This is a genomic window from Enterobacter sp. 22452 (assembly GCF_052045065.1).
GTDB lineage: Bacteria > Pseudomonadota > Gammaproteobacteria > Enterobacterales > Enterobacteriaceae > Enterobacter > Enterobacter mori.
Window position 1 is genome coordinate 75,345 of the sequence record NZ_JBQEOB010000001.1, and the last position, 15,625, is coordinate 90,969.

A 15,625-nucleotide genomic window follows, 5' to 3' on the forward strand; every position below is an offset into this window, starting at 1 on the left:
CCGGCCTACTAAAAAACCGCACATTTAAAGGTGCGCCTCAATGTACCGTTGATAGCGGTTCGCCTTCAGGTAACACAAATCCACCAGCACCAGCCCGTCGACGCAGTCGTTAAATGCCGGGTCGCTGCCAAAATCAATAAACTGCACGCCGCCGGGTTCGCAGAGCTCGGAATATTGCTTGTAGAGCGGCGGAATGCCGCAGCCCAGATTGCCGAGCAGGGATTTCAGCTTCGTCAGATCGTCCACATAATCCACGCCGCCAAACTGCGCGAGCACGTCCGGCAGCGAGGCGGGATACGGCTGACGTGAGGCGGCTAGCGGATGGCTTGCCGGGAACCACAGGCGGTAAAATGCCACCAGCAGATCCCGCGCAGCAGGCGGTAAGCCGCCGGAGATGGAGACCGGGCCAAACAGGTAGCGGTAGTGCGGATAACGCGCCAGATAAGCCCCAATCCCGGACCATAAATAATCCAGGCCGCGGCGTCCCCAGTAGCGCGGCTGAATGAAGCTGCGCCCCAGTTCAATACCGTGTTCCAGCACGTCCTGCATTTTGTCGTCGTAGTGGAACAGGCTATAGCTGTACAACCCTTCCAGACCGCGACGTTCAACCTGTTTTGCGGTCGGCATAAAGCGATACGCGCCGACGATCTCCAGATCCTCTTCATCCCAGAGGATCAGGTGCAGATAATCGTCATCATAGCTGTCCGTGTCCCGGCGTTTGCCGCTCCCTTCCTCCACGGCGCGAAAGGCAATCTCGCGCAGGCGGCCCAGCTCGCGCAGCAGAGGAGCCTCTTCTTGCCCGTTGCGCTGCCACAGGTAGATGGTTTTGCCGTCGCTGGTTTTCCCCAGGCACTCGGCCTGCGCCAGTTCACGCCTCAGCGTAGCCCGGTCTTCAGGACGGGCAATGGCGCACTGGGTTTTAAAGACGCCAGGCACTCCCTTGCCAAGACGCATCACGTGCTGACGACACTGCTCGGCCATCTCACGCGACGAAAGGGTGGCGCTATGCCAGTGATGCCACGCAATCTGCTGGCCGATTTTAATCGGCAGCTGGCTATGGCGTCGGCGGAACATCTGCTGCATCAGCAGCAGCAAGGACAGCGTTGGCGACACCAGCGTGCTGGCATAAAAGAGCAGGCTGTTATGCGCCTGAATATGCACCGGCAGCAGCGGGGCGCGCAGCTTGCTGGCGAGTTTGATAAAGCCTGAGTGCCACTTTTTATCGCGAACGCCTTTTCGCGTCGGGCGGGAAACTTCTCCCGCCGGGAAGAAGATCAGCACGCCTGCGTTTTGCAGATGCTGTTCCATCTGAACCAGGGATGTTTTCGCCGTCCTGCCGCCCATATTGTCCACCGGAATAAACAGCGAACTGAGGGGCTCAAGGTGAGTCAGCATCCGGTTGGTCACGACTTTAACATCGCGTCGCACGCGGGAGACGGCGTACATCAGCGCCAGCCCGTCCAGCGTACCCGTCGGGTGGTTGGCAATAATGACCAGCGGGCCATGTTCGGGGATTTGTTCGAGATCGCGGGCGGAAACGGTGCAGAGAATATCAAGGTGTTCCAGAACTTGCTCCACCATATCCAGCCCTTTCAGGTGGCGGTGGGATGCGGCAAATTGCTGAAATTCGTCTTCGTAAAACAGTCTTTTTAACAGACTTTTTTGCCAGGGTGCTGGCCTCGCCTGAGGCCAAAGATCGTCGAGAACGTTATCGAGGCTAAACATGGTTACTCCTCCTGCCGTCTTGCGAAGACAGTAGAAGGAGCAGATGTCGGTTGTATTGCAGTTTGGTGAAGATTAGCGGAGGATTTTCTTCTCAGCCAGATCCAGCGCGAAGTAGCTGAAGATCAGGTCCGCACCCGCGCGTTTGATCGCGCCCAGGCTTTCGAGGACCACTTTCTCTTCGTCAATCGCACCTGCCCGCGCGGCGAATTTGATCATCGCGTACTCGCCGCTCACCTGGTAAGCGCCCAGCGGCAGCTCGGTGCGCTCGCGGATGTCGCGCAGGATGTCGAGGTACGCGCCAGCGGGTTTCACCATCAGGCAGTCTGCGCCCTGGGCTTCATCCAGCAGGGATTCACGAATCGCTTCGCGGCGGTTCAGCGGGTTCATCTGATAGGTTTTACGATCGCCTTTCAGCGCCGTGCCCGCCGCTTCACGGAACGGGCCGTAGAAGGAGGAGGCGAATTTGGTGGAGTAAGACATGATGGCGGTATCGGTAAAGCCCGCCGCGTCCAGTGCCTGACGAATCGCCTGTACCTGTCCGTCCATCGCTGCAGATGGCGCGATGAAGTCAGCACCAGCAGCGGCAGCGACGACCGCCTGTTTGCCAAGATTCAGCAGGGTGGCATCGTTGTCCACGCCGTGATCGCACAGCACGCCGCAGTGGCCGTGAGACGTGTATTCGCAGAAGCAGGTGTCGGACATTACCACCATTTCCGGCACGGTCTCTTTGCAGATGCGGGACATGCGGGCGACGAGGCCATCTTCTTTCCATGCATCGCTGCCGGTGGCGTCGGTATGGTGAGAGATGCCGAAGGTCATCACCGAGCGGATCCCCGCGTTGGCGATGCGTTCAATCTCACGCGCCAGATGTTTTTCCGGAATGCGCATCACGCCCGGCATCGCCTCGATGGCTTTGTAGTCATCGATCTCTTCTTCGACAAAAATCGGCAACACCAGATCGTTTAAGGTCAGGGTTGTCTCTTCAAACATAGCGCGCAGTGCAGGTGACTTGCGCAGGCGGCGGGGACGTGCAATTAAATCGGTCATGGTATGCCTGATGTTTGTGGAACAAAGAAGACTAGTGTACATGAAAGTGAAGAGGGGTGTTTTACGAAATTGGGCATTTTGATTTTGCGAAATGCGCCAAAACAAGCCGCATCAAATGTCTATATTATAGAATGAATGATGGTTTTGTAGGGGGCGTGAAATATTGGCGGCAGTTTTGAATTGAATCGAAGGTATAATTATAAATGATCTATTATTTTTTATTATATTATCACAATCAATAAAATAAGTTTGTAATTTGCTGATTTTATAATATTTATTCACAATAATTGTTATTGTTCCGTTTTTTTAGATGTGAGTTGTCTGGATACGGACTTAATTGAATCATTCATTGAACCTTTTAGAAATGAAATTGCATAATTCCCTCCGCAATTAAACATTGCAAAATGATTTGACGGACAAACTTGCTTACGTCCCTGAGGAGGGATGACCCAATGCAAACATGGAAAAAGAAACTGGTTGTATCTCAACTTGCATTAGCCTGCACCCTGGCTATCGCTTCTCAGGCTAATGCGAAGGATATTTCCGGCACGACGTATAATACGTTTGGATATGATAATACCGCCTCTACCCCCTGGTATTATGGTTATGCAGACTGGGATTACTCGGATGCCACCCATGATGGTGATATTTATCCGGTGATTAACAAATCCACGGTAAACGGTGTTATTTCAACATACTATCTGGATGATGGCGTTAATGGCCGGGCGAATGCGTTAAGTATTTCCAACAGCACCATCAACGGCATGATCACGTCTGAGTGTATGACCACGACGTGTGCCGATGGCACGGAGACGGATGGTACTGCACATACGCAGTATGACCGTTTCAGCCTGACGGTAGATAACAGCACCATCAATGACACCTACGAGCATTATGCTTATGACGTTGTGAATGGTGACACCACCGAAACCCATTATCTGGACACCTACGGTCTGGGTAACGCCATTACGCTGGATGTAGAGTCTGATATTGTTATTCAGAATAACTCCCACGTTGCCGGTATCACGCTGACGCAGGGTTACCAGGAGCTGGATAATACCCCGTATGACGGTGTGGAAGGCGTTGCCAATAGCAGCAACATCTTTACCGATACCCTGGTGGTGAAAGACTCCGTGCTGACCTCCGGCGCATACAGCGATCTGGGCACCAGCGGTTTCTATGGTCAAACGGCCAAGCCGAGCGACTACGGTGAAACCAACGCGACGGCGGCGGATGACGCGGCGTTGATCGTGGCTGCCAGCGCGTCTGACAACGCGATGCAGACGACAGCGACGTTCGATCACTCCACCGTTACAGGTGACATCCTGTTCTCCAGTACCTTCGATAACAACTTCTACGAGAATGGCGACCCGGCAACCGATACCACCGATGACGGTGTGTATAACCCAACCACCAACGGCTGGGATGGCACCGATACACTGGATGTCACTCTGACTAACGGCAGTAAGTGGGTGGGTGCAGCGCAGTCCAGCGTTGAAGCCATCGGCACCGCGCAAATGTACGGTCAGGGCTATAGCGATGTCGACTGGCATACGCTCTCGCCAAACAGCATCTGGCCTGATTCTACCTTCGACACCAACGGTCACGTTGCGGGTGAAGAGGTTTATCAAAGCGGTCTGTTCAACGTGGCGCTGGATAACGGTTCCGAGTGGGATACCCGTAAAGTCTCCAACATCGACGGGCTGACAGTGAATAATCAGTCGCAGGTCAATGTTGAAAACTCTGGCCTGCTGGCGGACACCATCACGCTGACCAATGCTTCAACGCTGAATATCGGCGACAGCGGCGCCGTCGCGACCGACAGCCTGTACCTGGACAGCTACAGCCGTGCAGCGCTGACTGAAGAGACCGCTGAGCTGTATGCCAACACCATTACCGTAGACAACGGTGCCGAGCTGGCGCTGGGTATGGGTCAGGTTGATACGCACAACATGGTGCTGACCGACGGCGGCGTGCTGAACGTGGCCAGCCGCGATTATGTGCTGAACAGCGATCTGAACAACGCGCGCTATATCACCAATGACAATAGCAAAGCGGACTACGACTATGGTGTCGTCGCACTGAACTCTGACGGTCATCTGTCGGTAAACGGTGATGTGGCGGGTAACTACAAAGTGCGCATCGATGATGCGACCGGTGCCGGTTCCGTTGCCGATTACAAAAATAAAGAGATCGTCCGCATCTATGACAATAACGCGGATACCACAGCCAGCTTTACTGCCGCGAACAAAGCTGATTTAGGTGCCTACACCTATCAGGCGCAGCAGAAAGGTGACACCGTTGTTCTGCAGCAGAAAGAGCTGACTGACTATGCCAACATGGCGCTGAGCATTCCGTCTGCTAACAGCAACATCTGGAACCTGCAGCAGGATACCGTCGGCACGCGTCTGACCAACAGCCGCCACGGCCTGGCGGATAACGGCGGAGCGTGGGTGAGCTACTTCGGTGGTAACTTCGACGCTGATAATGGCAACGTTAGCTACGATCAGGACGTGAGCGGCATTATGGTCGGTCTGGATACCCAGATTGACGGTAACAATGCGAAATGGATCGTCGGTGGTGCTGCAGGCTTCGCGAAGGGCGATATCAGCGATCGTACCGGTCAGGTTGATCAGGACAGTCAGACTGCGATGGTCTACGCGTCAGCGAAGTTCATGAACGATCTGTTCCTCGACAGCTCCCTGAGCTACACCCGCTTCAACAACGATCTCTCCGCTACCATGAGCAACGGTCAGTATGTTGACGGTGACACCACGACCGATGCGGTCGGCTTTGGGATGAAACTGGGCTACGACTGGAAGCCAAACCTGTCTGGCTATATCACGCCTTACGCGGCGGTATCCGGCCTGTTCCAGTCTGGGGATGACTACCAGCTGAGCAACGACATGCGAATTGATGGGCAGTCATACGACAGCCTGCGTTATGAGCTTGGCGTAGATGCGGGTTATACCTTCAATTACGGCGGAGAGCAGGCGTTGACGCCTTACTTCAAGCTGGCTTACGTGTATGACGATGCCGACAACAATGCTGATGTGAACGACGACAGCATCGACAACGGTGTTGAAGGTTCCGCGGTTCGTGTGGGTCTGGGCACGCAGTTCAGCTTCACAAAGAACTTCAGTGCATATACTGATGCAACTTATCTCGGTGGCGGCGACGTTGACCAGAACTGGGGTGCAAATCTGGGTGTGAAATATACCTGGTAAAATATAAAAAGCGGGGGAATATTTCCCCCGCTTTTTTATATAACAATTAAAAATAATCGAGAACCGACAGATACAGATGACTTGAGGTCTGCATGAATGTTAATGCGAAGCCACTTTCTGAATTAAGCCGGATCGTACAGTGCCTGGAAGTCGCCAGCACCCCTTTTAAGACCGCGCCACAGAAATTAATTTCAACCGCTAATAATGAGGATGATGTTCCATACACATTTGTAATACAAACCGGCGTCGTTGCCATCCACAGAAAATCAGATGAACTTCTCGTGGGTATTGCAAAGGCACCTTATATTTATGGTTTAAGCGCGTGGGTAAATGATAGCCATCAAGAATATGTGATGATGGCGCATTCACATTGCTCAGGTTTTTATTTACCGGCCTCTTCACTGTACCAACGGCTTCAGCAAGCCTCACTCTGGCAAGACGCATTTTGTTGGCTGTCGTGGATCAACCATCATCTGGGTAAACGTGACATGCAACTGGTGGGGAATAACTCTTACAGCCAGATCCGGGCCATGCTCATTAATATGGCCGAGTGGGATGAAACGCTGCGCTCAAAAATTGGCGTTATGAATCATATTCAGCGTAGCACAGGGATCTCACGCTCTGTGGTCGCGGAAGTTCTGGCAGCGCTGCGGCAGGGTAATTATATTACGATGAGCCGGGGCAAACTGGTTAGCATCAACCGTCTGCCCGCGGACTATTAGGTCAGTTAGACGCCGTCAGCACCTGCGCTTTATTCGCGCTCAGCTCAGCAACCAGATTATTGATGCCATCGCTCATGTTAACGAAGCGCGTGTTTGGCGAGCGGGTGACGACCACAAACGCCCCTACGTTGGACTGCGGGATCATCGCCATATAGGTGATGAATCCGCCACCGCCGCCGGTTTTCTGAATAATGCCCGGGCGGCCGTCTTTCGGCGCCATATACACCCAGCCCAAACCGAGGGCGTCGGCTTTACCCGGTACGTCCATGCCGATAACGCGGGTCAGTTGGGTACGCTGATAAATCAGCGTTTGCATGCGGTCGGCCTGGTGGGTGCGAGAGTAGAAATCCGAAGAGAGGAACTGTTGCATCCAGCGCATCATGTCGCCAGGCGTTGAATACACACCACCGCTGCCGATCGCCGCCAGGGTGTTATTGCACGGGCTGGCACCTTTTTCAGCGACCATCAGGCGACGGCACTGGTCCGGGGAGGGGGTAAAGGTGGTGTCCTTCATCCCCAACGGACGGGTAATCTGCTCTTCAAACAGCTGAGGATAGGGTTTACCCGAAGCGGTCGATAACGCATCGGCCAGCAGATCAAACGCGAGGTTTGAATAGGCGGCCTGCGAACCCGGCGTGGTTTTCAGCGTCGCAGTGCTCAGGTAATTCCAGCGCTGTTCGCGCGTCGGCCAGACAAAGACGGGACGATGTGCCGCGCCGCCAGGTTGCTCTCGTGGCAGGGCACTGGTGTGGGTCGCCAGGTTGACCAGTCTGATGGGTGCACCCTGATAAGTCGGGACGCGAGCGCCGGGTGGTGCGTATTTGCTGAGCGGGTCGTCGAGTTTAACCACGCCCTGGTCGAGAAGCTTCACCAGCATTTCGCTGGTCATCAGCTTGGTGATGGAGGCAATACGGATCACCGAATCCAGCTGCGGGTGAATGTTATTCCCCGGGCGCGTTTCACCAAAGCTGCGAAACACGCGCTGGTTACCGTCAATGACCACCAGCGCCATTCCCGTCCCGCCGCTACCGTAATAGATCAGGTTCGCGTAGCGATCGGCGATATCAGAGGCTAAAACCGGGGCCGTCAGCGGCTGCGCTGCCTGGGCGGTGGAAAAGCTCACCGCACATAGCGCGGCGAAAGAGAGCAGACAACGTTTCAACGAAAAGCATCCATCAAGTAAATAAGGAAAGTTAGGGGTATTTATACTACTAATCGGTAAGCTGCAAAGGCCCGAATTGCATAACGATAGCGAGAAAAACGTAACCATGGGTAAATATGAACAATTTACTTGCGGCCTGGATCCCATTTTGTGACATCGGGCTTATGATAGGCACCAGTGCGACTCAATCTTGCGGAGAACGGTATGTCTGATAAGCGTGTGGTTATGGTGGTTGATATGCAGAACGGGGTATTCGAGACGCCGCGTCATCAGCGCGAGAAATGTGTCTCTCTGATCAACCAGCTTACGCAGGCAGCCGACAGGGTGGTTTTTATCCAGCATGCCGAAGCCGGGGGACTGGAAGAGGGAAGTGAAGGGTTTGCGTTGCTTCCTGAGCTCAATCAGCCAGCAGGTGCGTTGTACGTCACCAAAACCGCCTGTGATGCCTTCTATAACACCGCGCTTGAGACGCTGCTGCGTGAACAGGGCATTCGCGAGTTTGTCATTTGCGGCTGTGCCACCGATTACTGTGTCGATGCCACCCTCAAAAACGGCGTCAGCCGGGGCTACCACATCACGGTTGCTGAAGATGCCCACACTACGGCCAATCGCCCGGCGGCGGAAGCCCAGGTTCTGATTGCGCACTACAACGATGTCTGGCGTAACTTCATCGCCCCTGCCAATCCACCTTCGGTGAAACGCACCGAAACAATTCTCGAAAACTGGAAAGCGAACTAATAATAAACCCACGGGTCTGACCTTTTTGCCTGCGCCGCTGGTGGGCTCAGGTCAGATTTTCGTGTGGCGATGTGTTGAGCACAGCAACAGCCAGAACAACAAAAAGGAAGCACAATGTTTAAGTCTTTTTTCCCAAAGCCGGGGCCTTTTTTCCTGTCGGCATTTATTTGGGCACTGATTGCTGTCATTTTCTGGCAGGCGGGCGGCGGCGCATGGCTGACGCGTATCACGGGGGCAACGGGTGAGGTGCCAATTAGCGCCGCGCGCTTCTGGTCGCTCAGCTACCTGCTGTTTTACGCCTACTACACGGTCTGCGTGGGGCTGTTTGCGGTTTTCTGGTTTATCTACTCTCCACACCGCTGGCAATACTGGTCGATTCTGGGCACCTCGCTGATCATCTTTGTGACCTGGTTCCTGGTCGAAGTCGGCGTGGCGGTCAACGCCTGGTATGCCCCCTTCTACGATCTGATCCAGACGGCGCTGAGTTCCCCGCATAAGGTGACGATTAACCAGTTTTACCATGAGGTGGGTATCTTCCTCGGCATCGCCCTGATTGCGGTCATCATTGGCGTGATGAACAATTTCTTCGTTAGCCACTATGTCTTCCGCTGGCGTACCGCCATGAACGAACACTATATGGCGCACTGGCAGCACCTGCGTCATATCGAAGGTGCCGCGCAGCGTGTGCAGGAAGACACCATGCGTTTTGCCTCTACGCTTGAAGACATGGGTGTCAGTTTTATCAACGCCATTATGACGCTGATCGCCTTCCTGCCGGTGCTGGTGACGCTTTCCGCGCACGTGCCGGAGCTGCCGATTATTGGTCACCTGCCGTATGGTCTGGTTATCGCCGCGATTGTCTGGTCGTTGATGGGCACGGGGCTGCTGGCGGTGGTCGGCATCAAGCTGCCGGGTCTGGAGTTTAAAAATCAGCGTGTCGAAGCGGCCTACCGTAAAGAACTGGTTTACGGCGAAGATGATGCTAACCGCGCCTCGCCACCGACCGTTCGCGAGCTGTTTGGCGCCGTGCGTCGCAACTATTTCCGCCTCTATTTCCACTATATGTATTTCAACATTGCGCGCATTCTTTATCTGCAGGTTGATAACGTTTTCGGTTTGTTCCTGCTGTTCCCGTCGATTGTTGCGGGTACGATTACGCTGGGCCTGATGACGCAGATCACCAACGTCTTTGGTCAGGTGCGCGGTTCGTTCCAGTATCTGATCAGCTCCTGGACCACGCTGGTGGAACTGATGTCCATCTATAAACGTTTACGCAGTTTCGAGCGCGAGCTGGACGATAAAGATCTGCAGGAAGTCACCAACACATTGAGCTAATACAGGGAGTTGCTATGTCTTTTGCCGTACCGCGTACGTTATCGCTGTCCTTACTTGCTGCCCTGGTACTGGCGGGGTGTGCCGAGAAAGGGGCCACGCCACTCAAAAAAGGGGAAAAGCCCGTGGACGTGGCGAGCGTTGTCCGGCAAAAAATGCCCTCCAGCGTGAAGGATCGCAATGCGTGGGCGGACGCGCTGGCAAAGACCTTTGAAAGCCAGAAAATTGCCCCTACCGAGGAGAATATCTGCTCGGTACTGGCGGTGGCGCAGCAGGAATCCATGTACCAGTCAGACCCGGTCGTGCCGGGTCTGAACAAAATTGCCTGGAAAGAGATCGACCGCCGCGCGGAATCGATGCATATCCCGGTGTTCCTGGTCCATACCGCGCTTAAAATCACCTCGCCAAACGGCAAAAGCTATAGCGATAGGCTGGATACGGTGAAAACTGAGAAACAGCTAAGCGCCATTTTTGATGACTTCATCAACATGGTGCCGATGGGGCAAAAACTGTTTGGCTCGCTTAACCCGGTACACACCGGCGGTCCGATGCAGGTCAGCATCGCGTTTGCAGAAAAACATACCGACGGTTATCCGTGGAAAATTGACGGAACGGTGCGTCAGGAGGTCTTCTCCCTGCGCGGCGGGCTCTGGTTTGGCACTTATCACCTTCTTAACTACCCGGCGAATTACAGCGAGCCGCTGTACCGCTTTGCAGACTTTAACGCGGGCTGGTATGCCAGCAGGAATGCAGCGTTCCAGAATGCCGTGAGCCGGGCATCCGGGGTGAAGCTGGCGCTGGATGGCGATCTGATTGCCTACGGCAGCAGCGAAGCGGGTACGACCGAACGTGCAGTGCGCAAACTGGCGACAAAGCTGGATATGAGCAACAGCGATATTCGCCGTCAGCTGGAGAAGGGTGACAGTCTGGCGTTTGAGAAAACGGATTTGTATCAGCAGGTCTTTGCGCTGGCAGAGAAGAAAAGTGGAAAAGCGTTACCGAGGGCTATCCTGCCCGGTATTCAGCTCGAGAGCCCGAAGATCACGCGTAACCTGACTACTGCATGGTTTGCGAAACGCGTCGATGACCGCCGGGCTCGCTGTATGGGGCTTTAGAAACGACGGCGCAGGCGAAGCACTAAGGCAATGACGCCAAGAATCATGCACCCGACGAGGAACGGGACCAGGCCAAACAGGGTGCTTACCCCGAAACCGATCTCAACGCGTGGGCGCCCGCTATCCTGAACCTGCATCAGATGTTCATAAACGCCAGGTGCATGCACCAGCATGTTGAGAAGCTGTGAGCCTGCCCAGAAGCAGAACAGCACAAACAGGGCATAGGCGATATTACCCGCCGTAGAGGTTTTTGGTTGTTTGCCGCCAAAAATCGGTTTCGACAATGTAAAATCAGCCATAAAGACCTCCCGAAATGTCACTCTGTTTTATACGTTTCGTATAGGGTGAGTTTGACAGGTCATCGCATTTGTCAATATCAGAATCGTGGTAATTTACCCTCAGGAATGCTCCTGGATTGATGATTTCTGCATCACATCACAATTTGATCACTTAAGTGAAATTGCGTCGCGTTTCAGAATTTCCGCATTCGCCACAGACCCGGTCATAAAACTGTGAGAGGATGTCTTTTTTTCCTGCCGGAGTTGTTATGAAGCTCACGTCCAAACTACGCCGTGACTGGCATTACTACGCCTTTGCTATTGGGCTGATCTTTATTCTTAACGGTGTTGTGGGGCTATTGGGGTTTGAGGCAAAAGGCTGGCAAACCTATGCCGTGGGGCTGGTCACCTGGGTCATCAGTTTCTGGCTGGCGGGGTTGATTATCCGCCGCCGCCCTGAAGAGACGACAGCGGAAGAGACGGAAACGGTGAAGAAAACCGATTAACCGTTTACGGAGCTTTTAAGGGCGCTGTCAGCGGCGTGACGCTCCAGCGCCAGTTCGATCAGGCGAGTGATGAGTTCCGGATAGCTCATTCCGCTGGCCTGCCACAGTTTCGGATACATGCTGATGTTGGTGAAGCCTGGCAGCGTGTTGATCTCGTTGATGACCACGTCGTTTTCCGGCGTCAGGAACACATCAACGCGAGCCATACCGCAGCAGCCCAGCGCCTGATAAGCTTCTACGGCGATCGCGCGGATCTTATCGTTGATGACCGGATCGATAACCGCAGGTACCACAACTTTCGCGCCTTTATCATCAATGTATTTGGTATCGTAAGAGTAGAAATCGCTGTTCAACACCACTTCACCGCAGGTGCTCGCCTGTGGGAAATCATTCCCCAGCACGGCGCACTCAATTTCGCGGCCTTTGATACCCTGTTCAACCACCACTTTGTGGTCAAACTCAAACGCCAGACGCACGGCGTCGGTAAATTGCGCTTCGGTGGTGACTTTGCTGACGCCAACGGAGGAGCCCTGATTCGCCGGTTTGACGAACAGCGGCAGGCCGAGCTGGCTGGAAAGCTGCGCGAAATCGAATTTCTCGCGGTTGGCGCGGGTGAGCGTGACGAACGGCGCAATATTCAGCCCGGCATCGCGCAGCAGACGCTTGGTGACGTCTTTGTCCATACAGGCGGCGGAGCCCAGCACGTCGGAGCCGACAAACGGCAGGTTCGCCATGCGCAACATCCCCTGCAAAGAGCCGTCTTCGCCCAGCGTGCCGTGCACGATAGGGAAAATAACGTCAATCTGAGCCAGCGCCTGCGCATTACCGGCGTTGATAAATTGCCCCTGAACCAGGCCTGGTACGGTCGCGACGCTGGTTTCTGAAGGATTAAGGGCGATGTGCGCCGGATCGTTAGCATTGATCAGATACTGGCTGGCATCGTTAACATGCCACTGACCCTGTTTATCAATACCCAGCAGCACCACGTCGAAACGGCTTTTATCGATCGCATCGACAATATTTTTGGCCGATTGCAATGACACCTCGTGCTCTGCTGATTTTCCCCCAAAGACAATCCCTACGCGCTGCTTTGCCATCTCACTCTCTTCCAGTCTGTCGAAAAGCCAATAACATACCACGATGCCCTGCGGGTTTCGCGGCCTTCTGCCATAATGTTTTGGGGTTATCGTGGGGGGCGCGTGAAAGGAAAAAGTCTGCTAACCGTTTTGATTATTGTGGCTGTCGCAACGGCGGGTTACCGCTGGTTGCCGTCTCATTACAACCCTTTTTCGCCGCTTACCCTTGACGATCCTCCCGGAAAAATCACCCAGTTTAAGCTTCGGCGCTTAACGCCGGAGGCCTGCGAAAGCCTGTTAACCGAGGCAAATCAAAGAGCGCTTATTCGCACGCAGCCGGTGGCTGACAGCGCGGGAGCATGCCCGCTCAATAACGTGGTGCGCGTGAGTAACTTCGGTCCGGTCAGCCTGAACAGCAGTTTTCTGGCCAGCTGTCCTCTGGCATTAAGCTCTGCGCTGTTTGTCAGTCAGCAGGCCCGGCCGCTGACGAAAAGCTGGATGGGCAGCGAGCTTACGCGCATCGACCATCTGGGAAGTTATGCCTGTCGTAATATTTACGGCCGCCCGGATGCGCGTCGCAGTGAACATGCCACGGCAGAGGCGCTGGACATCAGCGCATTTCGGCTGGCAAACGGTGAGCGGATCACCATTCTGAGGGGCTGGACGTCGGCTAAAACCCAGCCATGGCTTCAGGCTCTGCTGGCAGCGAGCTGTGGGTATTACGGTAACGGTCTGGGGCCTGAATATAACGCGGCCCACGCTAATCATTTCCATCTTGGGATGCGTGGCTTTGGCCTGTGTCGCTGAAGCATAATCTTTCGTCAGAAAGTGGATAATTTGTGACTTATTTCACAAATATGATGACTGGGAAGATAAAACACCAAAGTCAGCAAGGCCGCATCTCTGGTGCGACGTCAACGCGCGTAACTTGCTAATCTGTCGGCGAATTCGCCTAAAAATGAAGACTATTTCTGTTATGGAATCCTGGAAAGTTAACCTCATCTCGGTCTGGTTCGGCTGTTTCTTTACCGGACTGGCCATTAGCCAGATTTTACCCTTTCTGCCGCTCTACGTGTCTCAGCTGGGGGTGACCTCCCATGAAGCGCTCTCTATGTGGTCAGGGTTGACGTTCAGCGTCACGTTTCTGGTTTCGGCCATCGTCTCGCCGATGTGGGGGAGCCTGGCGGACAGAAAAGGCCGCAAGCTGATGCTGTTGCGTGCATCCCTCGGCATGGCGATCGCCATTTTGCTTCAGGCCTTTGCCACCAACGTCTGGCAGCTGTTTATCCTGCGGGCCATCATGGGGCTGACTTCCGGGTATATTCCCAACGCGATGGCGCTGGTGGCCTCGCAGGTGCCGCGTGAACGTAGCGGCTGGGCGCTGAGTACGCTCTCTACCGCGCAGATCAGCGGGGTCATCGGCGGTCCGCTGCTGGGGGGCTTCCTCGCGGATCACGTGGGGCTGCGAGCGGTATTTTTCATCACCGCGATACTGCTGGTGATCAGTTTTCTGGTGACGCTTTTCCTGATTAAAGAAGGGGGCCGCCCCGCTGTCAGCAAATCAGAACGGCTGAGCGGCAGGGCGGTCTTTGCCTCGCTGCCTTATCCCGGCCTGATGATCAGCCTTTTTGTCACCACCATGGTGATCCAGCTGTGTAATGGTTCCGTCGGGCCTATTCTGGCGCTGTTTATCAAGTCGATGGAGCCAGACAGCAACAATATCGCCTTTCTCGCGGGGTTGATTGCGGCGGTGCCTGGCGTGTCGGCGCTGATCTCTGCACCGCGGCTTGGCAAACTGGGCGACAGGATTGGCACGGCGCGCATCCTGATGGCCACGCTGATATTTGCGGTCATACTCTTTTTCGCTATGTCGTTCGTAACGACCCCGTTTCAGCTTGGCGTTCTGCGCTTCTTGCTTGGTTTTGCCGATGGAGCCATGTTGCCCGCCGTGCAAACACTGCTGGTGAAATATTCCAGTGACCAGGTCACCGGACGTATTTTTGGTTATAACCAGTCGTTTATGTATTTGGGCAACGTCGCCGGTCCGCTTATTGGTGCATCCGTTTCCGCGATGGCCGGTTTCCGTTGGGTATTCGCCGCGACGGCAGTAGTGGTGTTGATAAATATTATCCAGCTGGCTATTGCACTGCGTCGTCGCCGACAATTAGCGGAGGCAAAAGGAGCCCGTTAACCCTGGGGATGTATTATATATTTTTATGGCTGCCGCTTTTTTATATAACAAAAAGCGGCCTGTTGTTATAGAAAAACGTTTCGCTGCGGTGCGCGCTACGCTATTTTTGACGTAACGTCACTTTTGCATAAGATAATACTTTTCTCCTCTTTGCATAAATCATTGAGAGTGCTAATTTCAGGAAAAACCCATAAGGAAATAGCACCATGAAGAATCTCATTACTGAGTTGTTGGTTAAGCTTGCACAAAAGGAAGAAGAGTCGAAAGAATTGGTCGCCCAGGTTGAGGCGCTGGAAATAGTCGTCACCGCGCTACTCAGACATATGGCTGCCCAGGATCAACAGGCGTTAATTGACAGCATTGAAAGCGCGCTGGACAACGCCAAACCGGATTCACAGGTTCCACCTGAGGACGCCGAGATGCTCCATCAATACATAAAAAAGCTGTTAAGGCATCCGCGCAGCTAAACTGTCACAATGCGTGACGGGCTGTCATAGAAATGTCAT

Annotated in this window: 14 protein-coding genes; 9 read left to right on the forward strand and 5 right to left on the reverse strand. The window is 54.1% G+C overall.

The features are described 5' to 3' along the window. Positions 1-24: 24 nt before the first annotated feature. Entirely contained in the window at positions 25-1,725 is a 1,701-nt protein-coding gene (locus ACTJJA_RS00390; protein WP_440665555.1) for a lysophospholipid acyltransferase family protein, read from the reverse strand. Positions 1,726-1,797: 72 nt separating this feature from the next. Continuing rightward, positions 1,798-2,772, reverse strand: coding sequence for a porphobilinogen synthase (gene hemB / locus ACTJJA_RS00395; RefSeq protein ID WP_010427978.1), 975 nt, complete (start codon positions 2,770-2,772; stop codon positions 1,798-1,800). Between the two features lie 452 nt (positions 2,773-3,224). On the opposite strand from hemB, the gene ACTJJA_RS00400 reads away from it, so the two are divergent. Both ACTJJA_RS00400 and ACTJJA_RS00405 read left to right on the forward strand, forming a co-directional pair. Beyond that, positions 3,225-5,999: an autotransporter outer membrane beta-barrel domain-containing protein gene (locus ACTJJA_RS00400; RefSeq protein ID WP_440665557.1), complete on the forward strand. Its 2,775-nt coding sequence runs from the start codon at positions 3,225-3,227 to the stop codon at positions 5,997-5,999. A 92-nt stretch (positions 6,000-6,091) separates the two neighbouring features. Further along, positions 6,092-6,721: a helix-turn-helix domain-containing protein gene (locus ACTJJA_RS00405; RefSeq protein ID WP_440665559.1), complete on the forward strand. Its 630-nt coding sequence runs from the start codon at positions 6,092-6,094 to the stop codon at positions 6,719-6,721. A 1-nt stretch (position 6,722) separates the two neighbouring features. On the opposite strand, the gene ampH is transcribed toward ACTJJA_RS00405, so the two are convergent. Continuing rightward, on the reverse strand, positions 6,723-7,883 hold the full coding sequence (ampH, locus tag ACTJJA_RS00410; RefSeq protein WP_089599247.1) for a D-alanyl-D-alanine-carboxypeptidase/endopeptidase AmpH: 1,161 nt from the start codon (positions 7,881-7,883) through the stop codon (positions 6,723-6,725). A gap of 204 nt (positions 7,884-8,087) precedes the next feature. Here ampH and ACTJJA_RS00415 point away from each other — a divergent pair, with 204 nt between their 5' ends. The 3 genes from ACTJJA_RS00415 (at position 8,088) to ACTJJA_RS00425 (ending at position 11,068) form a co-directional block, all read left to right on the forward strand. After that, entirely contained in the window at positions 8,088-8,621 is a 534-nt protein-coding gene (locus tag ACTJJA_RS00415; protein WP_440665561.1) for an isochorismatase family protein, read from the forward strand. A 114-nt stretch (positions 8,622-8,735) separates the two neighbouring features. Further along, a complete protein-coding gene (sbmA, locus tag ACTJJA_RS00420; RefSeq protein WP_089599248.1) occupies positions 8,736-9,956 on the forward strand; it encodes a peptide antibiotic transporter SbmA in 1,221 nt (406 codons plus the stop codon). A 14-nt stretch (positions 9,957-9,970) separates the two neighbouring features. Next, on the forward strand, positions 9,971-11,068 hold the full coding sequence (locus tag ACTJJA_RS00425; RefSeq protein WP_042716710.1) for a DUF1615 domain-containing protein: 1,098 nt from the start codon (positions 9,971-9,973) through the stop codon (positions 11,066-11,068). Here the strand turns inward: ACTJJA_RS00425 and ACTJJA_RS00430 are convergent. Then, positions 11,065-11,367 (reverse strand): DUF2755 family protein, encoded by a 303-nt coding sequence (locus tag ACTJJA_RS00430; RefSeq protein ID WP_108415685.1) that lies wholly within the window; start codon positions 11,365-11,367, stop codon positions 11,065-11,067. The two genes, ACTJJA_RS00425 and ACTJJA_RS00430, sit on opposite strands and share 4 nt — an antisense overlap. Positions 11,368-11,615: 248 nt before the next feature. Here ACTJJA_RS00430 and ACTJJA_RS00435 point away from each other — a divergent pair, with 248 nt between their 5' ends. Next, the gene (locus ACTJJA_RS00435; protein WP_010427988.1) at positions 11,616-11,852 is read left to right on the forward strand and encodes a DUF2754 family protein; all 237 of its coding nucleotides are present in this window, start codon (positions 11,616-11,618) and stop codon (positions 11,850-11,852) included. Here the strand turns inward: ACTJJA_RS00435 and ddlA are convergent. Further along, a complete protein-coding gene (gene ddlA, locus ACTJJA_RS00440; protein ID WP_440665564.1) occupies positions 11,849-12,949 on the reverse strand; it encodes a D-alanine--D-alanine ligase in 1,101 nt (366 codons plus the stop codon). The two genes, ACTJJA_RS00435 and ddlA, sit on opposite strands and share 4 nt — an antisense overlap. A 102-nt stretch (positions 12,950-13,051) precedes the next feature. Here ddlA and ACTJJA_RS00445 point away from each other — a divergent pair, with 102 nt between their 5' ends. From ACTJJA_RS00445 to iraP, 3 genes are all read left to right on the forward strand, one after another. Beyond that, complete coding sequence (locus ACTJJA_RS00445; RefSeq protein WP_440665566.1) at positions 13,052-13,735, forward strand: extensin-like domain-containing protein; 684 nt, start codon at positions 13,052-13,054, stop codon at positions 13,733-13,735. Positions 13,736-13,904: 169 nt separating this feature from the next. Further along, a complete protein-coding gene (locus tag ACTJJA_RS00450) occupies positions 13,905-15,119 on the forward strand; it encodes a multidrug efflux MFS transporter (RefSeq protein WP_440665568.1) in 1,215 nt (404 codons plus the stop codon). A 206-nt stretch (positions 15,120-15,325) separates the two neighbouring features. Then, complete coding sequence (gene iraP, locus ACTJJA_RS00455; RefSeq protein WP_042716702.1) at positions 15,326-15,586, forward strand: anti-adapter protein IraP; 261 nt, start codon at positions 15,326-15,328, stop codon at positions 15,584-15,586. The last annotated feature ends 39 nt before the right edge of the window (positions 15,587-15,625 follow it).